Source organism: Luteimonas sp. Soil_C_5, from assembly GCF_057656615.1.
Genome location: NZ_JBDGKA010000004.1, coordinates 218661 through 240826, shown reverse-complemented (window position 1 = coordinate 240826; position 22166 = coordinate 218661). Strand labels below are relative to the sequence as shown.

The 22166-nt window shown below is 67.8% G+C and carries 14 protein-coding genes and 1 riboswitch; of the genes, 3 read left to right on the top strand and 11 right to left on the bottom strand.

The features are described 5' to 3' along the window. Positions 1–13 precede the first annotated feature (13 nt). From AC3A5K_RS12895 to AC3A5K_RS12865, 7 genes are all read right to left on the bottom strand, one after another. Complete coding sequence (locus AC3A5K_RS12895) at positions 14–874, bottom strand: hypothetical protein (RefSeq protein WP_487617945.1); 861 nt, start codon at positions 872–874, stop codon at positions 14–16. Next, the gene (locus AC3A5K_RS12890; RefSeq protein WP_487617944.1) at positions 874–1200 is read right to left on the bottom strand and encodes a thioredoxin family protein; all 327 of its coding nucleotides are present in this window, start codon (positions 1198–1200) and stop codon (positions 874–876) included. The genes AC3A5K_RS12895 and AC3A5K_RS12890 overlap by 1 nt, the downstream gene beginning before the upstream one ends. Then, entirely contained in the window at positions 1172–1666 is a 495-nt protein-coding gene (locus tag AC3A5K_RS12885; RefSeq protein WP_487617943.1) for a flavodoxin, read from the bottom strand. The genes AC3A5K_RS12890 and AC3A5K_RS12885 overlap by 29 nt, the downstream gene beginning before the upstream one ends. An 11-nt stretch (positions 1667–1677) precedes the next feature. Beyond that, positions 1678–2148 (bottom strand): hypothetical protein, encoded by a 471-nt coding sequence (locus AC3A5K_RS12880; protein WP_487617942.1) that lies wholly within the window; start codon positions 2146–2148, stop codon positions 1678–1680. After that, positions 2148–2420, bottom strand: a complete 273-nt coding sequence (locus tag AC3A5K_RS12875) for an ECs_2282 family putative zinc-binding protein (protein ID WP_487617941.1) — start codon at positions 2418–2420, stop codon at positions 2148–2150. The genes AC3A5K_RS12880 and AC3A5K_RS12875 overlap by 1 nt, the downstream gene beginning before the upstream one ends. Before the next feature lie 27 nt (positions 2421–2447). Continuing rightward, positions 2448–3497, bottom strand: coding sequence for a ribonucleotide-diphosphate reductase subunit beta (locus tag AC3A5K_RS12870; protein ID WP_487617940.1), 1050 nt, complete (start codon positions 3495–3497; stop codon positions 2448–2450). A 340-nt stretch (positions 3498–3837) separates the two neighbouring features. Next, a complete protein-coding gene (locus tag AC3A5K_RS12865) occupies positions 3838–6342 on the bottom strand; it encodes a ribonucleoside-diphosphate reductase subunit alpha (protein ID WP_487617939.1) in 2505 nt (834 codons plus the stop codon). A gap of 187 nt (positions 6343–6529) precedes the next feature. Beyond that, positions 6530–6743: riboswitch (cobalamin riboswitch) on the bottom strand. Positions 6744–7238: 495 nt separating this feature from the next. Here AC3A5K_RS12865 and AC3A5K_RS12860 point away from each other — a divergent pair. Further along, positions 7239–8033 (top strand): hypothetical protein, encoded by a 795-nt coding sequence (locus tag AC3A5K_RS12860; protein WP_487617938.1) that lies wholly within the window; start codon positions 7239–7241, stop codon positions 8031–8033. Positions 8034–8046: 13 nt separating this feature from the next. Here the strand turns inward: AC3A5K_RS12860 and AC3A5K_RS12855 are convergent, their stop codons facing one another. From AC3A5K_RS12855 to AC3A5K_RS12840, 4 genes are all read right to left on the bottom strand, one after another. Continuing rightward, a complete protein-coding gene (locus AC3A5K_RS12855) occupies positions 8047–10521 on the bottom strand; it encodes a mechanosensitive ion channel family protein (RefSeq protein ID WP_487617937.1) in 2475 nt (824 codons plus the stop codon). 69 nt (positions 10522–10590) lie between these two features. Next, positions 10591–11610 (bottom strand): LysR substrate-binding domain-containing protein, encoded by a 1020-nt coding sequence (locus tag AC3A5K_RS12850; RefSeq protein WP_487617936.1) that lies wholly within the window; start codon positions 11608–11610, stop codon positions 10591–10593. A 199-nt stretch (positions 11611–11809) separates the two neighbouring features. Then, on the bottom strand, positions 11810–14389 hold the full coding sequence (locus tag AC3A5K_RS12845; protein ID WP_487617935.1) for a M14 family zinc carboxypeptidase: 2580 nt from the start codon (positions 14387–14389) through the stop codon (positions 11810–11812). 271 nt (positions 14390–14660) lie between these two features. Then, a complete protein-coding gene (locus AC3A5K_RS12840) occupies positions 14661–17291 on the bottom strand; it encodes a TonB-dependent receptor plug domain-containing protein (protein ID WP_487617934.1) in 2631 nt (876 codons plus the stop codon). 458 nt (positions 17292–17749) lie between these two features. Between AC3A5K_RS12840 and AC3A5K_RS12835 the strand changes: the two genes are divergently transcribed. Together AC3A5K_RS12835 and AC3A5K_RS12830 are read left to right on the top strand one after the other, a co-directional pair. After that, the gene (locus AC3A5K_RS12835; protein WP_487617933.1) at positions 17750–19825 is read left to right on the top strand and encodes a S9 family peptidase; all 2076 of its coding nucleotides are present in this window, start codon (positions 17750–17752) and stop codon (positions 19823–19825) included. A 179-nt stretch (positions 19826–20004) separates the two neighbouring features. Further along, positions 20005–22158, top strand: a complete 2154-nt coding sequence (locus AC3A5K_RS12830) for a TonB-dependent siderophore receptor (protein ID WP_487617932.1) — start codon at positions 20005–20007, stop codon at positions 22156–22158. Positions 22159–22166 lie beyond the last annotated feature (8 nt).

Below are 22166 nucleotides of genomic sequence, written 5' to 3'. Positions count from 1 at the left end.
TAAGAATCGTAATTCAGTACTGGATTGAACCAATGCGAAGCGCTTCGTAAGGAATCGCGATGCGCCGGCGTTGGTCAGGCTCCTTGAGGTCGATCAGATAAATACCGCGCGAGGCAGATCGCGGCAGATTCTCAGGCCAGACGCGAGGAGAGGCTGTTTCGGTAGGAAAGTACGCTCCGCTCCCGCCGCCACCGTAGTGGCGCTCGATTTCCGTTTCCTCGCCTTCCCAGAATGTCGCAAGGCTCTCACCTGAGACGCCGCTCACAACTGCGGGGACGCGGGTGCGCTGCACCAAAGCGCTCAGCGGCTCTGTCCAGTACGGATCACGGAGATCTGCGCCATAAGTGGTCACAACCACTGCTTTGAAGGCGCACGAGTCATCAGGTACGAGCTTCGCCGGCCAAACTTCGTCCACCCTCGAACGGCCGAGTCCCTCCATGTTTCGTGCATCGCAGACATCTGCGCAGATCAAGGGGACAACTTCGAAATTCTTCCAGCGAAATGCAGCCCCATGTTCGCCTGCTTTGATCGCCTCTCCCTGCCAGGGAATTCGCTTGTAGTACGTCCCGACACACTTCTGGCCATTCACGAGAAAGCAGGCGTTGCGGGTTGCCTCGCTTTCATCGATCACGTAGCCGCCTGCCATGAATGCCAGGTCTGGTCCTGTGCAGAGCCTCGCCAACGCGCTTGCCACGTCGCCTTCTCGAGCGCAGGCATGGATGTTGGATGCAGGAAAGTTCTCGGGAAAAACAACGAGATCAATGCTCTCCTCGAATTGGATAGCTTCGAGAATCACGGCTATCGACCGTAGCCCCGCGGCAAGACTTGCATCCTCGACAAATCTGGCCGGCAACTGGACGATCGCGACACGCATCAGAGATTGAGTGCGACCGCCTGCGAGATCTGCGCCGGGGCCTGGAAGCCCGGCAGGCGCGCGGCTTCGGTGCCATCCTTGAACAGCGCGAGCGTCGGCGTCTGGCGCAGGCCGAGATCGCGGAAGAAGTCCTCGCCGATCACTTCCATCTTCACCTTCAGCAGCGCCACGCCGGCAGCGTCTTCGCTTGCGGCGAACTTCGCCAGCGACATGTCGAGCATCTTGCAGCCCGGACAATCGTCCTTGTAGTAATCCACCAGCAGGCGCGGGTGCGCGGCGAGGGCGGCGGCGTAGTCGTCAGGCGTGGTGGCGTGGAGCGTCTGCATGGGGGGTGTTCTCGAACGGTGTTTCAGTGATGGCAAGAATGGTGTCGGTCCAGCGTTGGATCTTGGTGGCGTCGCGCTCGCCGTGGGGCATCTGTTCGATCTCCAGCCGCGGATACCGCGTGCCGAAGAACGCGGCCATGCGGCGGGCCGCACCGCAGTAGTTCTCCTCGCCCCACTGCGTTTCGCCGGTGCCGAACACCGCGACATGTTCCGGCTTGCCGACCGCGGCGACGAGGTCTTCGATGAAACGCTTCATCTCCGGCGGCGTGCGCCCGGCGTTGATGCTCCAGCTGCCGAGCACGTAGAGATCGTGTTCGGCGCCATCGGGGCAGGCCTTGGCCAGCGTCTGGATATCAGCATCGATCCAGGTGACGGCATGGCCCATCTCTTCGCAGCGTGCGTGGATCGCGCGCGCGACATCGCGGGTGTTGCCGCTGAGCGATGTGTGGGCGAGAAGGATGCGCATCGGTGTTTGAATCAGAGCGTCAGATAGATGTGCTTTTCATTTGCATCGCTAAGGCCATCGATCCAGCGAACGCAGGCGACATGCTTGCTTTCCGTACCAAGGTGGACGATCGCGAGCACGTCGACCGACTGCAGTGGTTCAAGAACTTCCAGCGGGAATTTGCGGGCCAGATCCGATTCGCTGGCGATGTTGGTTCCCTTCGGAAAGCTGACGTCGACTTGGGTCGCTTGAGCTTTGCCCTTGTTGAAAATTCTTATGCGGTAACCAGTTCCAGACTTGATGAGCTTTGCGCCGATGTCGGCGCGCTTTTCTTGTTCGGACTCCGCCAAGTCTCTGGCGAGCAACCGTTTGTTGAGAGCCTCCTGCGAATCGATTAAAGACTTCTGCCGGGAATTGAATCTCGCAGTCGTCCAAGTCGCATACGCCGACAGCACGAGCGCAACCGTTGCAATGAGATCGCCTAGCGAGAAAGAAGTGCTCACTACCGAATCTTTATGAACTTAGATTTGGCAAAGGATTTCCGAAGATCCCTTCTTAGCTCGTCAATGACCTGCTTCTTGATTTGGTCTTTCGCAGCATCGATGCTCGCCTGATTTGCTTCAATCAGTTCGCCTCTGTTGATCTGCAGAGAGCACGATACGCATGTCATCAACTCATCTGCATCAGCCTGGATGCCTTCCTGCCGTTCAAACTGATTTTCGCCACAGGTCGGGCAGATTAGCTGCACTGATTGTCGAATGTCAGACCGGATCATCTTGGAATCCAAGTTGGATGATGACACTTACAAATCGTCGAACCCGTTATCCGAATTCGTCTTCTTGTACGACGCATTGCGCATCTCGAAGAAGTCGGTCTTGGTCTCGGTGAAGTTGTCGGCGTAGGCCTTGATCCACGGCATCACGTTGTCGGTGGTGTCGGAATACAGCTTCTCGATGCCGAGCATGCCGGCCATCTTGTTGGCGCGGTACTTCACGTAGCGGACCATCTCGTCGACATCGATGCCGTCGATGCCGTCGAGCACTTCGGCGGTCCAGCGGGTTTCGAGTTCGATGGCGTGTTCGAAGGCGTCGTGCACGTACTGGGTGAGCTGGTCGCCCTGCAGCGACTGGTTCTCGCCGACGATGGCGCGGATCAGTTCGCTGATGAACTTGCTGTGCGCCAGTTCGTCGCGGTTGATGAAGCTGATGATCTTGCCGGTGCCGGTCATCCGGTTCTGGCGGACCAGGTTGTAGAAATACGCGAAGCCGGAATAGAAGTTGATGCCCTCGAGGATCGACGACTGCACCAGCGAGCGGATCAGCGTTTCGGCCGAGCGCTCGCGCATGAAGTCGTTGTACGAATCCATGATCGGCTGGTTGCGCGCGATGATCGTGGGATGCGTGCGCGCGAGTTCGAACACGCGGTTCTGGTCGGCGAGGCCGGTGATCGAGGCCAGCACGTAGCTGTAGCTCTCGTTGTGGATCACTTCCTGCTGGCCGATGATCGCGGCGTTGGCGTGCGCGGCCGGGTCGGTGATGTATTCGGCGACGTTGTAGATGAAGCGCGTCTGCGGCGAATCCAGCGTGGCCAGCAGGCCGATGATCGAATCGTAGGCGTTCTTCTCGCGCGCCGAGAGCTCGCCGTACTGCTTGGCGTCGCCCTTCATGTCGACCTCGTCCGGAATCCAGAAGTTGGTCGAGAGTTCCTTGTAGGCGCGGTAGAACGACGGATACGGAATGTCGTTCCAGTTGAGGATGCCGCTGGTCTGGCCGTTGATGATGCCGGTCGAGCGGTTGGGATGACGCGGCTCGAGGATCTTGATGCGGTCGAGCGGGGTGGACGTGGCGGCCATGGGCGTTTCTCGTTTCTTCCGCGCAATCCCGCCAAGTGCGGCGAGGATCGGGAATCGGTCAGTAAAGGAACCCGTCACCCCCGCGTAGGCGGGGGTCCAGCGACTTTCGAGCGTGTCGTTGAAGGCGCTGGATTCCCGCCTTCGCGGGAATGACGATCAAAAGCAGTGTCGCGAGCGGAGCGGATTCAGATGCACCAAGTCCACACAACGATGCCGCAGACCTGTCTGGAGCAGAGCCCCCCTGAGTCAGGGGGCGCGCCAAAGGCGCAGGGGTGTGGATGTTGATGAGCCAGGGTCCACGGTTCGCAACGCGAACCGTGGAAGCGAAGCGCGAATGCGCTTAGCTACTGCACCACTCGCACTCGGCGATATCGATGTCGTTCGAACGCACGTAGTACGTGGTCTTGATGCCTTCGCGCCATGCGGTCATATGCAGGTCGAGCAGCGTGCTCGCACGGATGGTGCTGGGCACGTAGAGGTTGAAGCTGATCGCCTGGTCGACGTGGCGCTGGCGGCGCGCGTTCTGGCGCACCGAGGCGAACTGGTCGACCTTGTAGGCGCCCTTCTCGTAGTAGGGCCAGGTGTCGAGCGACAGGCCGGGGGCTGCGACCGGACGACGGTAGTCCTTCTTCTCCTCGTAATAGAACGCGGAGTAGATCGGGTCGATCGACGCGGTGGAGCCGGCGATCTGCGCGGTGGACATGTTCGGGGCGACCGCCATCAGCCAGCCGTTGCGCATGCCGTTGACGCCGACCTGCGCGGCCAGATCCATCCACTCGGGCGAGTTGTAGCTGCGGTCGCTGAAGTAGGCGCCGGTGTGCCAGTCGCTACCGGCGAACACCGGGTAGGCGCCCTTTTCCTTCGCGAGTTCCATGCTGGCCTGCACGGTCAGGAAGTTGATGCGCTCGTACAGCGAATCACTGAAGTCCTCGGCGGCGGTCTCGTTCCACTGGATGCCCTTCTGCGCCAGCAGGTGATGCCAGCCGAACGTGCCCAGACCGATCGCGCGGTACTTCTGGTTGGTGATCGTCGCCTGCGGCACGGGCAGCATGTTGAGATCGATCACGTTGTCGAGCATGCGCACCTGGATCGGGATCAGACGCTCGAGCACGTCGGTGATCAGATCGCTCTGGCCGGCCTGCGGCACGATCGCGCGGCCCAGGTTCACCGACGACAGGTTGCAGACGACGAAGTCGCCGGCCTGCTTGGTGGTGACGATCTGATTGCCGGAGATGATCTCCTGCATCATTTTCGTCGGGCTCATGTTCTGCAGGATCTCGGTGCAGAGATTCGACGAGTACACGCGGCCGACGTGCTTGTTCGGGTTCTTCCGGTTCACTTCGTCGCGGTAGAACATGAAGGGGTTGCCGGTTTCGAGCTGGCTCACCATCACGCGCTTGAAGATGTCGATCGCCTTGACGGTCTTGCGCGAGATGCGCTCGTCGGCCACGACTTCCTCGTACTTGCGGCGGAAGCTGCCGTTCGGGTCACCCTTCTTCTCGTCGAAGAAATCCTGCAGGTGCCAGCCCTTGATCTTGTGGACCTCGTGCGGGTCGAACAGGTACCAGTCGCCGCGACGTTCGACGGCTTCCATGAAGATGTCGGGGATGCAGATCGAAGTGAACACGTCATGCGCGCGCAGGCGCTGGTCGCCGTTGTTGAGGCGCAGGTCGAGGAAGTTCTCGATGTCGCGGTGCCAGATGTCGAGGTAGACCGCGACCGCGCCCTTGCGCTGGCCCAGCTGGTCCACCGACACGGCGGTGTTGTTGAGCTGCTTGATCCACGGCACCACGCCGCCGGACGAATTGGGCACGCCGCGGATGGCCGAACCCGACGAGCGCACGTACCCCATGTACGCGCCCACGCCGCCGCCGCCCTTGGAGACGCGGGCGATGTCGGTGTTGGAGTCGTAGATGCCCTGCAGCGAATCGTCGACGGTGTCGATGAAGCACGACGACAGCTGGCCGCCGACCTTGCCGGCGTTCTGCAGCGTCGGCGTGGCCACGGTCATGTACAGGTTCGACAGCGCCCAGTAGGCCTCGCCGACGAGCTGCATGCGACGCTCGCGGCCGCCCTTGGTCTCGTTCTGCATCAGGTACAGGGCGATGGTCAGCCAGCGCTCCTGCGGCAGCTCGAACACGGCGCGCGAGGTGTCGGTGGCGAGGTAGCGCGTGGCCAGCAGGTACAGGCCGTTGTAGGCGAACAGCCTGTCGCGCTCGGGCTCGATCATGCGTCCGGCTTCCTGCAGTTCTTCCTTGGAATAGGCGCGCAGGATGTCGTTGGAATAGATGGTGCGGTCGGCCAGCGATTCCTGCAGGCCGACGTAGGAGCCGTACTTCTGCTCGGCGTCGTAGAAGCGGTTGCGGCTGGCGCGCTTGTACAGGCGGTGCAGGTACAGGCGGGCGGCGAAGAATTCCCACTCCGGCGCAGTGACATCGACGCGGGCTTCGGCCTCGCGGATCAGATGGTCGACCAGGTCGTCGGCGTTGACGGCGTCCTTGCGCTCGACGAAGCCGAACACGCTGCGCTTGTAGTCGACGATGTCGAGCTGCGGGAACTCGGCATGGGTGCGGTCGATGCTGCGCTCCAGGCGCGCACGGTCGTACGGGATCCGGCGGTTGCCGGCTTCCTTGGTGATCCAGTTGGAGACGCCGGCATCGGCGTCGGTGACTTCTGCAATCGCGGTGTTCATGGCGGCACTCGGGGGTGGCGGCACATCGTCGTCAGGCTCGACGGCGGGTGGCGCAACGGAAATGGTGGGTGTGGCAGGTGCGGTGGCGGTGTCGGGTGTGGCGTCTGCGGCGGCGGCCGGGGTCTTGGTCGCGACGGTCTCGTGGCTGGTCATGCGGTGTCCTTCTGTCCAGTGCATTCGCGCACACCACCGTCCCCGCCCGCGTCGGGGTCCGGCGGCCACGGAAGGCCCAGAGTGGTCGGGCGGCGTCGCAGGAATCGCGATCGGGCGCAGGCGCCATCGCAATCCGCTCCGCCGGCCCTCTCCCCCCGGAGATTCCGCAGCCGGCACCGCGCGTCGTGCTTTCGCGCGGCTGTCGGCAGGTCTTCGGACTCATGGGTATGAAGGCAGCGCCTTCGCCTCGCCCGCCGCTTCCCGGATCGCTCCAGTGCTGTTGGCGGGCTCGTTCCCAATTACCGCTGCGGGGCAGTGCCGGAATGGCGCAAGGCGTCACCGGCTTCCCTTTGAATCCGCCGTCCTTGCGGGGCTGCGGAACCGACCCGGCCCAAGATAGTGGGGGTGGTCGGCAGCGTCAACGCTAAATGTAGTGAAGATGCGGCAGGCCGCTTCAGGACGGGAATCCGGGTTCGTCAAGTCCTGCGGATGGCCCCGGGCATGCAGATCGGGGTGCGAAGAGCAAGTGCCCGAGGGGTGTTTCCGGTGTGTCCACCGCGCCCGGGCCAGAGGTTCAGGTCCAAGGGCCGGCGCATCGCGGACCGGCTGAAGGACGGGGAAACCCCCACCAGGTCAGGCTGGTCCAAGGGCCGCCGCCCTCCAGGCCCTGCGGACACCGGATCCGTGGGGTCGGGTTCCGGCCGGTATCCGGACCGGTGTCTGCAGGCTGGACAGGACCGGCCTCCGCGGGGGGCTGCGACCGACGACCGGGCGGCGCCATCCGCACGCCTGCATCGACCGTTCGAAAACCGCGACGCCGCCACACCCCCTGAACGAATTCCGGCGCACGCTGCGCCGAGCGCGGCCAGCCCGGCCGGCACATCCGGAGGTGCCTCATGTCCCGTATCCGTCGCAGTGCATTGGCCGCTGCCACGCTGTCGCTGTCCGCCCTGCTCGCGTCGCCGCTGGTGTCCGCGCAGGATCCCGCCCCCGGCCTCGGCGATGTCCAGGGCCTCGACGACCGCAGCGCGTCGCGCACCCTGGGCGCGCGCGGGTATGTCCGCCAGTCGGGCTCGGACGGTTACAGCAGCTGGTGGCACGCGCGCGACCGCCGTTGCGTGATGGTGCGCAGCGACAGCGGCCGGGTGGTTTCCGTGGTCACCACGCCGGCGCCGGATTGCGGGCAGCAGGCGGGCGATGGGCATCGCGAGGGCATGAGCGACGGCGCCAAGGCGGCAATTGCGGCAGCGGCGATTCTCGGCATCGCCGCGCTGGCCCACCAGGCGCATCACCACGACGACGGCGACCACAACGACGATCCGCGCCACGAGGCCGACTACGAGCGCGGCTACCGCGACGCGCTGCACGGCTACCGGGCCGAGCAGGACAGCGGCGCCTACAGCGACGGCTACGGCGTCGGCCTGCGCGAACGCTCGGCCCAGGTGCCGTGGCAGTCGGGCAACACGGGGGGCGCGGGCAGCAGCCGGCTGGACGATCTGGTCGGCGCCCGCGCGGCCGGTGCCGACACCGAACTGCGCGCGCGCGGCTTCACCGATCGCGACGCGCAGCAGCGCGACGGCCGCTCCGTCGTGACCTGGTGGAACGCGCGCTCGCGCGAGTGCGTGCACGTGGCGACGGGCAACGGCCGCATCGAATCGATTCGCGGCGTCGACGCGTCCAACTGCCGCTGACGCGGCGCCGCGGTCAGGCGTTCGCGGGACCGGGCGGTGGCGGCGGATAGACCGTCGCCGCCGCATGCGCCAGGCCGATGCCGCGCGCGAGCAGGGCGTCGTAGACGCGGCCGACGAGGGCGCTGCGGATCGTGCCGGCATCCTCGTACTCGTGGGTCCAGGCGCGCACGATGAATTCCATCCCCACGCTGCCCAGGCCGTCGAACAGCACCACCGGCGCCGGCGTCGCCGCGACGCCGGGCGTGGCGGCGGCGATCTCCGCCAGCACGGACACCACTTCGGCCGGCGCACTGCCGTAGGCCACGCCGACGCGCACCTCCAGCCGGCGGCTGCGGTCGCGCAGGGTCCAGTTGACCAGCTGCTGCGAGATCAGCTGGCCGTTGGGCACCACCACGTTGGCGCCGTCGAAGGTCGACACCCGGGTCGCGCGCATGCCGATGTCGACCACGCGGCCGGTGGTACCGCCCACCTCGACCACATCGCCGGGCTGGAACGGCCGCTCGAAGATCAGCACCAGGCCGGAGACGAAGTTGTTGACCACGTTCTGCAGGCCCAGGCCGACGCCCACGCCCAGGGCGCCGAGCACGAAGGTCAGCTGGCTGGCCTTGAAGCCGGCCGCCGACAGCGCGCCGATCAGGCCCAGCAGCAGCACCGCGTAATAGCTCAGCGAGGCAACGCTGTTGGCGACGCCGCGCGGCAGCGACATCCGCGACAGCACCTCGCCGTCGAGCACCAGGCGCACCGTCTTCGCCAGCCAGAACGCGACGATCACCGACAGCACGAACAGCAGCACGTGGCCCAGGCTCAGGCGCAGATCGCCCAGCGCCCAGCTGTGGCCCAACAGGGCCGACAGCGAGGCATGCACCGGTGACAGAACGCGGAAGCGGTCGAGCGCGTAGACGATCCAGCCGACCACCGCGGCGACCACCAGCAGCTTGAGCAGCATCTGCACCGCCGGCCCGGCGTGTTCGCGCGCCAGCCGGAAGCGCGACACGCCCGGACGCTTGAGCAGCAGCTGGATCCAGGTCGCGATGACCGTCAGGCCGGCCGCGAGCAGCAGCGCGAAATACAGGCTATCGATGACGCCGCCGGTCAGGGTTTCGGCCAGCGACACGTTGCCGAACACGTTGGCGACCAGGCCCACCGCCAGCAGCAGCGCGCCGACCAGCACCGACCCGCGCAAGGCCTGGCCCAGGCGCCCGGTATGGGCCGCATGGCCATGCCGGTGCGCGCGCCACAGCAGCCAGCCGGCCGCGGCCAGGCCGAGCAGGCCCAGCCCAAGGATGTAGAGGCGGTAGGCCGCCGCGCTGGACAGGAACACGAAGCCCAGCCGCAGCAGCAGGAACAGCGCACTGGCGACATAGGGCGCCATGCCCAGCAGGTGCCGGCGCGAGGCCGGCAGCAGCCGCAACACCGGCACCACGCCGGCCAGCAGCGCGATCTGGTGGGTCAGCATCGGCGCTTCGGGCTGGAAGACGAACACGCCGATCACCACCAGCAGCAGCCAGCACGACAGCGGGCGGGACAGCACGGTCGCCTCGGTATGGCTGACCTGGCCGGCGCGGATCGGCGCGCGGCTGCGCCAGGCCAGCCACAGCAGCAGCGGCAGCGAGCACAGCAGCAGGGTCTGCAGGGCGCGTACGCCGCTGATCGAATCGCCCTGGGCGTACTCGGCGGCGAAGCGCGATTCGATCGCCAGGCCGCTGCGGATCACGTCGCCGGTGTCGGCCGTGGGCGCGGCGCCGGCGGCATTCATGCGCCACAGCGGCGGCGCATCGACGCGCAGCAGACGGGCGTCATAGGCGGCGACGGCATCGTTCACCCGGCTGCGTGCGGCCGCGATGCTGGCATCGACCGCATTGCCGCGCCGGCCGAGTGCGATCAGGCGCGCGAGGGGATCCGACAGCGCGGCCTCGGCCCGGGCCAGATCGCCGATGACCTCGTCCACCCGCTGGCGCAGCGCGGCCGGCAGTTCCTGGCCCGCGGCGGCGGTGGCTTCCCAGGCGGCGCGACGGGCGGCCAGTCCGGCCGCGTCGCCGGCCTGGTGCGTGGTGGTCTGGCGCAGGTCGTCCTGCCACTGCGCCAGCTGCCGGGCCTGGAAGCTCCAGTGCCGCGACAGGCTTTCGAGCCGCGGAATCGGCAGCGTGCGCATCTCGGCGGACGTGAAACGCCAGAACGGATCTTCGACCGAGGCTTCGATCGTCGCCAGCCGGCGCGCGTACCCGGCCGCGGGCGTCGCGGCGCCGGTCTCCGCGATCGTGGACCGGGTGCGTTCGGCCAGACGCTGGTCGACGTCGGCCTGGGCGGGAATGTCGGCGACGTTCACCGCGGCGGAGGCATCGGTGGCGACGGATGCATCGGCCGGCGCGGGATCGGGGGCCTGGGTCATCGCCGCGGCGCCGGCCAGAAGCGGCGCGCGCGCGGCGAGCGGCTGTGCCAGCGCGAGGCTCGCCAGCAGCACGCATGCGAAGCGGAGAACGACACTCATGGCGGATCCGAACACGCAGTCGGCGGATGTCCGCATGCTACCTGCCGCGTGCGCCCATGCGGCGCGTCGTCAACGGGTGGCGATCGCGGCCTTCGACGCGGGGATGCGCGCGGCGCGCGTGGCGGCGCGCCAGGCCTGCCAGTCGGGCGCGGTGTCCGGCAGCGCCTGGCCATCGGCGATCAGGCGGCGCAGATCGACCACCGCGTGGTGCGGCGCCAGTGCGGCGAGCAGGGTGAAGCCGAAGTCGCGCAGCACGCGCGCCGGCGGCAGCAGCAGCCAGGTGGTGCAGGGCGGCAGCAGGTCGTCGGCGATCGGCGGCGCGATCAGATCGTCGCGTGGATCCAGGGCCATCTCCGCGACGATGCCGATGCCGAGGCCGGCGCGGGTGTACGCCTGGATCAGGTCGCCGTCGCGCGCGGTCACCGCGACGTCGGCGCGCAGCCCGCGTGCGGCGAATGCGCGCTGCAACGACGAGCCCGGGCGCTGGCTGGAGGCGTAGCTGACCAGACGCCGGTCGGCCAGGTCGTCGAGCCGCAGCGGGCGGTCGAGCGCGGCCAGCGGATGCCCGGCCGGCACCACCACGCGTCGCTGCCAGCGGTACAGCGGCACGGCGATGCAGTCGTCGGGCGGTGCCCCGGTGCCGCTGAGCAGGGCCAGGTCGGCGTCGCCATCGACCAGCGCCTGCAGTCCCGCGGCGTCGTCGCCAGGCAGCACGTGCACCGCGACGCCGGGCCAGTCGCGTTCGAGCAACTGCAGCGCCGGCGGCAGCGCGTGCCGGGCCTGGGTGTGGGTGGTCGCGATGCGCAGCGCGCCCTGGCGTTCGCGGCGCAGGTTGTCGCCCAGCGTCTGGATGTTGTCGGCTTCGACCAGCAGCCGGCGCGCATGCGCCAGGACCTGGTGGCCGGCATCGGTCAGGCCTTCGAGCGCACGGGCGCGGCGTTCGAACAGCGGACAGCCCAGCGCGGTTTCGAGCTGGGCCAGCTGCTTGGACAGGCCGGACTGGGTGGCGTGCAGCCGCTGCGCGGCCAGGGTGATGTTGTGCCCGCTCTCGACGATCGCGAGGAATCCGCGCAGCTGGGTCAGGGTCACGTCGGTGGTGCGTCGACGACGCGGGAGAAGACATCGGCCATGGGCCCGATCTTGCGGCAGCCGCCCGGGGGACGTGTCCCATGGCGGGCAACACTGTGTGCCCGGTCGCGGGACGGCGACGGCCGGGGTGCGGCGGGGCGACCGGTCCATGGTCGGATCTCCAGAGGGCGGTGCCGGCACGGGCCGGCACCGCGGGGTGTCAGCGCCGCGGCGGCGCCGGCGCCAGTTGATCGGCGAAGAACAGCGCATTGACCAGCATGCGTTCGGTGCCGAGCCAGTACTTGCGGTGCGCCGGATCGTCGGCGAACAGCACCACGTTGCCGCTGCCCACGCGCGCGACCTGCGCCCAGACGGTGCCGGCCAGCGCGGCGCGCAGGTCGGCGCCGAGGTAACCGTTGACCAGCGGGTCGTCGTCGATGCGCACGACGTTGGCGAAGGCATCGGCCAGCGGCGCGAGCGTCACGTCGGTTTCCTTGTGCACGAAGCCTGCGCGCTGCGGCACGCCGAAGGCCAGCGGATGCGTGGTGTCGACATCGACCGAGACCAGATTGCCGGCGCTGCGCTGCTCGGCCAGCGTGTCGCGGCGCGACGCGAAGTCGAGGCGTTCCGTCGGTGCCGGTGCGTCCTTCTCGGCGGGTGCGGGCGCGGCGCCGGTCAGGCCCTTGGCCTGCGCCCAGCGTGCGGCACTGCCGAAGGTCACCAGCGAGCCGCCGGCCTCGACCCAGCGCTTGAGTGCGGTGACCGTGGCCTCGGGCAGATCGTCGTAGCGGCCGCCGGCCAGCACGATGCTGGTATAGGTGCCGAGCGGCACACGGCCGAGCTGCGCAGGATCGAGTCGCGTCGCCGGGTAGTGCAGGCGTTCGCTGAGTGCGAACCAGGTCGAGCCGATCTCGGTCGCGTTGACGCCTTCGCCCATGACCAGTGCGATCGCAGGCTTGCGCACGGCGCGGATGCCGTCGCTGCCCAGATCGATGCCGGACACGCTTTGTCCGCTCGCGAGTCCGTGCGCGACGACGCCCGCATCGCGCGCTGCGCTGTCGACGATCGCGCGCAGGGCCGCGGCATCCAGCGCCTGACCGGCGACCGGAATCACCAGCGTGCCTTCGCCGAACGCGGTCTCGCCGGCGGCGGTGCGTGTGGTGAACGGCGAGAACGCGGTGCGCACGCGCACGTTCCGGGTCAGCAGGTCGGCGAGCGCGCGCTGCGCGCCGAGATCGCGCCAGTCGATCGCCCAGGCATACGCCGTCTCGCCGCGCGCGCCGGTGTCGAGCTTGGGCACTTCGCTGATCGCCGCGCCGAGTCGCGGTGCGCGCCGCAGGCGATCGTTGCGCAGACCGTAGGCATGCGCGATCGCATACGAGGTGCTGCCGTAGACGCCGCCACCGGTGTCGGGCGTTTCCTCGAAGATCGAATGCACCAGCCGGAACTGCGGCTGCGCGGCCGGCACCACCCAGGCGCTGCCGGGCGTGTACGTGCGGACGTCGACGGTCAGCGCCGCATCGAGCGCGTGCACCTGGATGCGATGGGTCAGCAGCAGATCGAGCAGACGGCGTGATGTCGTCGCATCCGCCGGATCGCCGAAGACATAGGCCGAATAGGTGTTGCGCCGCCCCTGCTCACGCGCCGAGCGGAAGAAGTCTTTCTGCAGCTGGAACAGCCCCGCGTGTTCGGCGACCGCGCCGCGGATCGTCGCCAGGCCCACGGCCAGCTGGTTGCGGATCGTGAAGCGGAATTCCAGCGGCCCGTTCGCGGTGTCCTGCACCAGGCCGCGCGAACTCGCCTGTTCGACGGTCACGCCGACGCCGCCGTGGAAATCCGGGTAGGTCGAACCGTAGACCGGCGAGAAGTTGTCGAAGTTTTCCTTCGTGTAGTACAGCGAGCCGAGGCTGTCGAGCGCCTGCGCGTGGTAGCGCGCCAGGGTGACGTTCCAGTCGTAGGAGGCCTGCGGCAGCAGCGGGCTGTGCATGCTGCTCGGCGAAGGCTCGAAGTAGTAGGTGCTGCCCGAACCCATTTCATGGAAATCGATCTGGATGTTCGGCAACCACTGGTGGAACACGTCGAGCTTGGCGCGCGTCTCGCGCTGGCTCACCGCCAGCCAGTCGCGGTTGAGATCGGTGAAGTAGTGGTTGCTGCGGCCGTTCGGGAAGGGTTCGACGTGTTCCTTGTCGAGCGGATCGGCAATCGGCGGATTCGACTTCCACGCGTTGTGCCAGTTCGCCGCGCGGTCGCGGCCGTCGGGGTTCTGCGCCGGATCGATCAGCACGACCGCGTTGTCGAGCCAGCGCGTGACCTGCGGGTCGCGACTCGCCGCCAGATGCCAGGCGGTCAGCAGCATCGCTTCGCCGCTCGAGGTCTCGTTGCCGTGCACGCTGTAGTACAGACCGACCACGACCGGCACCTGCGCCGGATCGATGTTGGGCGCATCGGGATCGGCCAGCGTGGCGTGCGCGGCGCGCAGCTGTTCGCGGCGTGCGTGGTTCGCCGGTGACGTCACCAGCACCGCGAGCAGCGGGCGCTCCTCGTAGCTGCGGCCGATCTCCTCGACATGCACGCGGTCCGACAGCCGCTCGAGTTCGCGCAGGTAATCGACGATGCGGTCGTGACGCGTGTAGTGCGTGCCGATCGGATAGCCGAGGAACTGCTCGGGCGTCGGGATTGCGGTGTCGTGCGAATCCGGCGCGGCGTCGGGGAAGTAGTACGCGGTCTGCGCGGATACGGCGAACGGCAGCAGGAGCAATGCAGTCAGTAACAGGCTGCGCGAGGATGGAAATCGAAGCATCAGTGGTGTGTCCTGCAGAAGAGGGTGTCGCACATCGAGTGTTGCAGCGATTGCTCGCGGTTGCGGGCATCTTTCAGCTGCCGCAATTCCCAGGTCCGTCATTCCCGCGAAGGCGGGAATCCATGGACGTCAGGCCGGGAAAAGCAAAGTCCCTGGATTCCCGCCTTCGCGGGAATGACGGTCTGGTTGTTTGCCGGAATGACCGACTGATGGAGCGCCGCGATCTCACGACGCAGGCCCACGCTCGAAGCGCCGACCCACGTCCGCACCATCAGAACCGGTAATCAAACCCCACCTGGAAATACCGCCCGCGCAGATCGTACTGACTGAAGTCATACGGCGCGCGAATGCCCGGGAACGACGCGTCGTGCGGCGGTGCTTCGTCCAGAATGTTGTCGACCTTGGCGTACAGCGTCAGGCCTTCGATACCCGACCAGCCGGCATAGAGATCGAGCTGATCAAACGCATCGACGCGCGACTGCACCGCAGTCGCCGCGACGCTCGCCTTCTGGTCGTAACCGCCGGTGCGGTACCAGGTCAGCGCGGTCTCGAAATCGCCGGTCGACCAGCCGAAGCGCGAAGTCAGCTTGTTACGCGGCAGCGACGGGCCGAGGTTGCTGCCGGCGTAATCGACCAGCGGACCACCGACGACCTGCGGGCGGCTGTAGTCGAGCACGTGGGTGTAGACGCTCGCGATCTTGAAATCGCCGGCGCTGGTGCGGAAGGTCTGGTTGAACTCCGCATCCAGCCCCGAGGTCTTGAGCGCGGTGAGGTTCTGGTAGCGGTTGTAGACGGCGACCAGCTTGCCGCGCGTATCTCGGATCACGTCGGCGGGATCGTTGTTCTGCACGATCGTCGTCGAATTGTTGGTGCCGATCAGGTTGTCGAGTTCGATGCGGTACCAGTCCAGCGACAGACTCGTGTCAGCCCAGGGCGAGACGACGAAACCGACGTTGTAGGACTTGGTGCGTTCGGGATCGAGTTCGGTATTGCCGACGGTGAAGAACGTCGGGCTCTGGCGCGAACCGGCGATGTCCGGATCGAAAGGATCGACGACGCTGCCATAGGAGATGTTGGTCGACGCCGAATTCTCCGACAACGACGGTGCGCGGAAGCCACGCGAGGCCGATGCGCGCACCAGCAGGGTGTCGAGCGCCTGCCAGCGGAGTCCGGCCTTGGGCGAGAACGCGCTACCGAAATCGCTGTAGTCGTCGCCGCGGCCGGCGAGCTGCAGGTCCAGGCCCTGCACGATCGGCACGTTGAACTCGGCGTAGAGCGCAGCGACGTCGCGCTCGCCGTCGACCGCGGCGATCGCGGGACGCACCTGCAGGCCCGCATCGATCTGCCAGGGATTGCGCGAGGTCAGCGATTCGGTGCGCGCCTCGATGCCGGCAGCGAAACCGACCGGGCCGGCCGGCAGGTCGAACAGATCGCCGTTGAACTTGAAGTCGAAGCCATGCAGCGAAGACTGTGCTTCGCGCACCGTCGACAGGCGGATCGCATCGAGCACCGCCGGCGAGGTCGCGCCCGGCTCGTGCAGGTTCAAGGATCCATCGGCCAGCGACTGCGCCAGCGGCCAGCGGTTGGCGAAGCCGCCGGCGACGGTCTCCTCTTCGGTGCTCTTGGCGAAGAAGCCTGTGAACTCCCAGTCGAAGCGTTCGCCGCGGCCGCGGGCGCCGCCGAGGATGCGGAAGGAATCGGAGCGGTTGGTCTTCAGGGACTGGCCGAGATCGAAGAAGGTGTATTCGATCTGCGTCGGCACGCCGTAGGGGTTGTAGGGATTACCGGCCGGCAGCAGGTTCGACACCGGCTCGGCGAGGCCGGTCTGCGCGTTGAGCGCGAAGCGGCCGCCTTCGAGGGTGAAGTAGGGGCTGGAGCCGAAGATCGACGCGCCGCGGATCTGGCTGACCAGCGCTTCGCCGAACAGGTCGACGTCGTCGGTCAGGCGCACGGTGCCGTTGACGAAGGCCTGATAACGCTCGGTCGACGGAATCAGCGTGGTGTAGGGCGCGAGGTTGATCGCGCAGGTGTCGCCGGCGAGGCCGTCGATCGGCGCGCTCGGCGTCAGCGTCATGCCCTCGGGGCAGTTGCCCGCGGCGTCGAGGAACGGCACCGAGCGGCCGCCGACGAGGAAGCGCGCGCCCTTCGCCGACCAGCCGTTCCAGCGCCCGCCGGGCAGATCGCTGTAGATGCCGGACGCGGTGAGATCGCGCTGGCTCTGGTCGAGGCGTGCGCGGTCGTAGGCTTCGACGCTGACCAGCAGGTTGTAGCCGTCGGTGTCGAGATCGCCGATGCCGCCGACCAGTCGCGCGCGGCGCGTGTCGAGACCGCCTTCGTCCGACGTGCCGTAGCTGCCGCCGACTTCGAGGCCCTGGAAGTTCTGCCGGGTGATGATGTTGACCACGCCCGCGACCGCGTCGGAGCCATAGACCGCCGACGCGCCATCCTTGAGCACCTCGATGCGCTCGACCGCGACCAGCGGCAGCGCGTTGAGATTGACGAAGGTGTCCGACAGGCCGCCGGCCGGGAAGCCGTAGTTCGCCAGGCGCCGGCCATTGAGCAGCACCAGCGTGTTCTTCTGCGACAGGCCGCGCAGGCCGATGCCCGCCGAACCCGAGGCCCAGCCGCTGTTGCTGGTCTCGTTGGTCGAGTTGCCGGTATTGGCCGAGATCGACCGCAGCACATCGGCGACGGTGACCTTGCCCGAAGTCGCCAGTTCCTCGGCGTCGATGACCTGCACCGGATTGCTGCCCTCGGCCTCGGCACGACGGATGTTCGAGCCGGTCACCGTGACCGTATTGAGCGTGCGCGCCTCGGCGGCTGCCGGCGTTTGCGCCGATACGGCAGCGGGGACAACGAGGGCCGCCAGCACGGCGGCGGCGAGACGCGAGGATCGTGGCATTTGCTGCACCGCAATAAATGAGTGGGCAGGCAGTGGGCCATGGCGGCGCCAGGTAAAAAAATGGTGATCCCGACTGGGGGCAGTCCGGATTGGAATGTCGGGAAATGCCGTGCGCTGGCGCCCCGCGCTGAATCGGACCGGTGGCATCAGGCGTCCAGCGCGCGCTTTCGCGGGCCTCGTGCCGGCCATGACCACGCGCTGCGTCCCGCCCGGATCGACGTCGGCCTGCCGCTCCAGGGCAGCAGCGAGCGCCGATCCGGTGCGTCCGATGCGCGGCCTCCAAAGGCGCACCCACGGCCCGTCTCCCGGTCGCGATCCTGCCGTCTGGCCCAGCCGCAACGGTTTGCGACCCGGCGTGCCGACCCGTCGCGTCCGGCGGCCGGCATAGTCGAAGGCGAAGCGCCACGGCATCCGACCGGCGCGACGGCACGGGAGAACGCATGCGCAGGCTTCGGGGAATGTGGACGGGAGGACGGCTGCTGGCCGTCATGGGGCTGGCGTTCGCGACGCAGGTCGCCGGCGCGCAACCGGGCCACGTCATCACCCCCGACGACATCGTCGATCTGCGCGAGGTCGACGACGTGCGGATCAGCCCGGACGGCACGCGCCTGGCCTGGGTCCTCGAAACGCCGCGTCCTGATGGCGCGTCGCCACGCCGACAGATCCAGCTTGCCGATGCCGATGGCGACGCGCCGGCGCGATCGCTGGCCGCGCCCGACACGGCTACGGATGCGCAGCCGCGCTGGTCGCCGGATGGCGCGTCGCTGCTGTTCCTGTCCGACCGCAAAGACGGACCGGAACACCACAGCGGCGAGGCCGGCTCCGATGACGCGAGCGACGACGCGGCCTGCCGCAACGGCGTGGCGGTCGACGGCGCGCCCGCGCCCGCGTCCACCCAGCTGTGGCGCGTGGATCGCGACGGACAGGGCGCCGAACGCCTGACGACGCTCGCGGGCGGGATCGGCGCCGCGCACTGGTCGCCCGACGGCCGCCAGGTCGCCTTGCTGGTCACCGATCCACCGTCGCCGGACGCGCGCAGACGTGCGGCCTGCAAGGACGACGCGCAGGTGCGCGACACCCACGACACCTTCCAGCGGTTGTGGCTGCTCGATGTGCAGACACGCGCGGTGCGCGCACTGTCGCCGCCGGCGTTGCAGGTGCTGGACGCGGCGTGGTCGCCCGACGGCCGCCAGTTCGCCTTGCGCGTCGCGGACACCCCATCGATCAACGACTACTGGTACCGCTCGCGGATCATGCTGCTGGACGCGGTCACCGGCGCCCCCGGTCGCGTCGTGTTTCCGCGTGCGGCCGCCCGCGATCTCGGCTGGTCGCCCGATGGACGCAAGCTGCTCTACGGCGCACTGCATCCGTATGCGATGAGCGCCGATGCGATCGTCGAGACGCTGGCCGACGGGCACCGCGTGCGGCTGGCGCGCGACTGGCCGGGCACGCTGCGCGGCCTGCGCTGGGAGAACGACGCGCATCTGGTCGCGCTCGGCATCCGCGGCGTGCGCGGCGAGTTCCTGCGCATCGACGCGCACAGCGGCGCAGCGACCGCGCTCGCGTCGGTGCAGACGGCGGGCGGTGCGTTCGAACGCGCAGCGACCGGCCGCATCGCCTTCATCGGCACGCAGTCCGACCAGCCCGCGGAGGTCTGGCTGCTGGAGCCGGCCCGCGATGGCGCGCCCGTGACACGCGTGCGCAGCGACAGCAATCCGCAGACCGCCGGCTGGGCCCGCGGCACGCTGCGCGAACTGTCGTGGCCGAGCAGCCGCAACGGCACCACCGTCCACGGCGTACTGGTGCTGCCGCCGGATCATGTGCCCGGCACGCCGCTGCCGACCCTGCTGCAGATTCATGGCGGCCCGGCCTGGGCGTGGGCATCGGGCTGGCTCGGTTCGTGGCACGACTGGGCGCAGCTGCTGGCCTCGCACGGCTATGCGGTGCTGCTGCCCAATCCGCGCGGCTCCGAAGGCCAGGGCCAGGCGTTCACCGAAGCCGTGCGCGAGGACTGGGGCGGCGGCGATCTGCAGGACGTGCTCGACGGCCTGGACCTGCTGGTGGCCGAGGGCATCACCGATCCGGCGCGCGTCGCCATCGGCGGCTGGAGCTACGGCGGCTATCTGGCCGCGTGGGCAGTCGCACGCAGCGACCGGTTCCGCACCGCGATCGTCGGCGCCGGCGTCAGCGACATCGGCGCGATGGCCCTGACCACCGATACGCCCGACTACCTGCCGGGCTACTTCGGCGATCCGGTCGCGCGCCGTGATCTCTACGACCGCCACTCGCCGATCCGGCACGTCGACGGCATCGACGTGCCGGTGCTGATCCTGCATGGCGAGGCCGATACGCGCGTGCCGGTGTCGCAGGGTGACCAGCTCTACGGCGCGTTGCGTTTCCACGGCACGCCGGTGGAAATGGTGCGCTACCCGCGCGGTCCGCACTGGTTCCACGAACGCGCGCACGAGCGCGACGTGCTGGTGCGTGTCCTCGCCTGGCTGGACCGGCATCTGGGCCAGTCGGCAGCGGACTGAGCGGCGACCGGTGGCGTGGGCCGGGCATCCGATGGATGGCCCGCTCACGACGGCATCGGACCCTCGCACGTCATCTGCCCGCAACCGCGCGTCGCATATTCCAATGACGACTGCGTGAATTCCCGAACGGAAGACGACATGGACGCGCCGCAGACGCCCCCCCTACCGGAGAGAAGACGATGACGGTTCGACAGGCGTACCCGCGTTCCCATCCGCAACGTGCCGCACTGGCCCTGGCGGTGTCCGCCGTCTGTATCGCCGGCGCCGCGCAGGCCCAGTCGACCGGGGCCGGTCGTGCATCGCCGACCGATCTCGACCGCGTCACCGCCATCGCGCCCGACTACGTGCCGTCGGGCAGCATGACCGCGACCAAGTCCGACATCCCGCTGATCGAGACGCCGCAGTCGATCTCCGTCGTCACCCGCGACCAGATCGACCTGCTGTCGGTCACCGACGTGCAGCAGGCGATCCGCTACACCGCCGGCATCGTCGGCGAGAACTACGGGCCCGACCTGCGCTTCGACTTCCTCACGCTGCGCGGCTTCACGCCCAAACAGTACATCGACGGCCTGCAGGCACCGATCACCACGACCATCTTCAACGTCGGCCTCGATCTCTACGGCTTCCAGGAAGTCGACGTGCTCAAGGGCCCGGCGTCGGTGCTCTACGGCAACGCGCCGCCCGGCGGCATCTACAACCTCACCAGCCGTCGCGCCGACACCACCTTCGGCGGCGAGGTCGGCGTGCGCGTGGGCAGCGACGACTACCGTCAGCTGCACGGCACCGTGACCGGCGCGCTCACCGACACGCTCAGCGGCCGTGTCACCGCGCTGGTGCGCGAACGCGGCTCGCAGATGGACTTCGTCGAAGCCAACCGCACCTATGTCGCGCCCACCTTCACCTGGCAGATCGGCGAGGCCACGCAGTTCACCGGCCTGGCCTACTACCAGAAGGACGCCAACACCGGCGACACCAACGGTTACCTGCCGGCCTCGGGCACGCTGCTCGGCAATCCCAACGGACCGCTGCCGCGCCACCGCAACCTCGGCGAGCCCGACTACAACCGCTACGACCGCACCCAGTACGGCATCGGCTACGACTTCAGCCATGCCTTCAGCGACACCGTGCGTTTCCAGCAGAACGCGCGCTGGAACAGCTATGAGGAAGCGCAGAAGCTGGTGTATTCGACCGGCTTCCGGGCCGACCAGCGCACCGTCAACCGGTCCGCGTATCCGTATGCCGAGGATGTCGAAGGCTTCGCGGTCGACAGCCGCCTGTCGATGACTTTCGGCAACGAGCGCGTGCAGCACGCGCTGCTCGCCGGACTCGACGTCCGCGCGCTGGAGAACTTCGCGCGGCTCGGTTTCGCGGCCGCACCGCCGATCGATGCCTACGCGCCGGTCTACGGCGCCGCGCCCATTGTCACGCCGGCGATGACCAACACCTTCAACGACCAGCGCGTGCAGCAGGCGGGCCTGTACCTGCAGGACCAGATCAAGATCGGCCGCACCGTCCTGACCGCGAGTGGCCGCTTCGACAAGGTGGAGCTGGAGAACCGGCAGACCGGCGTCACGACGAAGCAGGACGAGTTCACCTGGCGCGCCGGTGCGAACTACGTCTTCGACAGCGGCATCGCGCCCTACGTGAGCTATGCGACCTCGTTCGAGCCGATCCTCGGCACCGACACCGCCACCGGCCGCGCGTTCGAGCCCAGCACCGCGACCCAGGTCGAGGCGGGTGTGAAGTTCGATGCGCGCGGTTTCTCCGATGACGTGCGCCTGTTCGCGACCGCGGCCTTGTTCCGCATCGACCAGGAGAACCTGGTCAACGTGCAGTCCGGACAGACGCCGATGTTCGGCCGCCAGATCGGCGAGGTGCGCGCGCAGGGCGGCGAACTGGAGATCGTTGCGCGCGTGCGCGACCGGCTCAGCTTCAACGGCGCCTACAGCTACACCGATTCGGAAGTGATCACCGACCAGGGCGGCTTCTCGACCGGCGATCCGCTGCCGACGACGCCGGAACACAAGCTCACCGGCTTCGTCGACTACAGCTTCGTCGACGGGCCGCTGGCGGGTTTCGGTGCGGGCTTCGGTGCGCGGTATCTGAGCGAATCGGCCGGCAGCCTGCGCAGCGCGTTCAATGCGAACGTGCTCTACGGCAAGTCGACCACGCTCTACGACGCCATCGTGCGCTACGACCTCAACAACTGGCGCTTCGCCCTCAACGCCAGCAACCTCTTCGACAAAGAATACGTCGGCCGCTGCTCGGCGATCGCCAACTGCATCTACGGCCAGGGCCGGCAGATCATGGCGACGGTGACGATGAAGCTCTGAGGCCTGAC

Coding starts and splice junctions, on each gene's coding strand:
- AC3A5K_RS12870 (WP_487617940.1), bottom strand. CDS start 3,497: ATGGCCGCCACGTCCACCCCGCTCGACCGCATCAAGATCCTCGAGCCG.
- AC3A5K_RS12875 (WP_487617941.1), bottom strand. CDS start 2,420: ATGATCCGGTCTGACATTCGACAATCAGTGCAGCTAATCTGCCCGACC.
- AC3A5K_RS12885 (WP_487617943.1), bottom strand. CDS start 1,666: ATGCGCATCCTTCTCGCCCACACATCGCTCAGCGGCAACACCCGCGAT.
- AC3A5K_RS12895 (WP_487617945.1), bottom strand. CDS start 874: ATGCGTGTCGCGATCGTCCAGTTGCCGGCCAGATTTGTCGAGGATGCA.
- AC3A5K_RS12845 (WP_487617935.1), bottom strand. CDS start 14,389: ATGCTTCGATTTCCATCCTCGCGCAGCCTGTTACTGACTGCATTGCTC.
- AC3A5K_RS12840 (WP_487617934.1), bottom strand. CDS start 17,291: ATGCCACGATCCTCGCGTCTCGCCGCCGCCGTGCTGGCGGCCCTCGTT.
- AC3A5K_RS12890 (WP_487617944.1), bottom strand. CDS start 1,200: ATGCAGACGCTCCACGCCACCACGCCTGACGACTACGCCGCCGCCCTC.
- AC3A5K_RS12830 (WP_487617932.1), top strand. CDS start 20,005: ATGACGGTTCGACAGGCGTACCCGCGTTCCCATCCGCAACGTGCCGCA.
- AC3A5K_RS12835 (WP_487617933.1), top strand. CDS start 17,750: ATGTGGACGGGAGGACGGCTGCTGGCCGTCATGGGGCTGGCGTTCGCG.
- AC3A5K_RS12860 (WP_487617938.1), top strand. CDS start 7,239: ATGTCCCGTATCCGTCGCAGTGCATTGGCCGCTGCCACGCTGTCGCTG.
- AC3A5K_RS12865 (WP_487617939.1), bottom strand. CDS start 6,342: ATGACCAGCCACGAGACCGTCGCGACCAAGACCCCGGCCGCCGCCGCA.
- AC3A5K_RS12855 (WP_487617937.1), bottom strand. CDS start 10,521: ATGAGTGTCGTTCTCCGCTTCGCATGCGTGCTGCTGGCGAGCCTCGCG.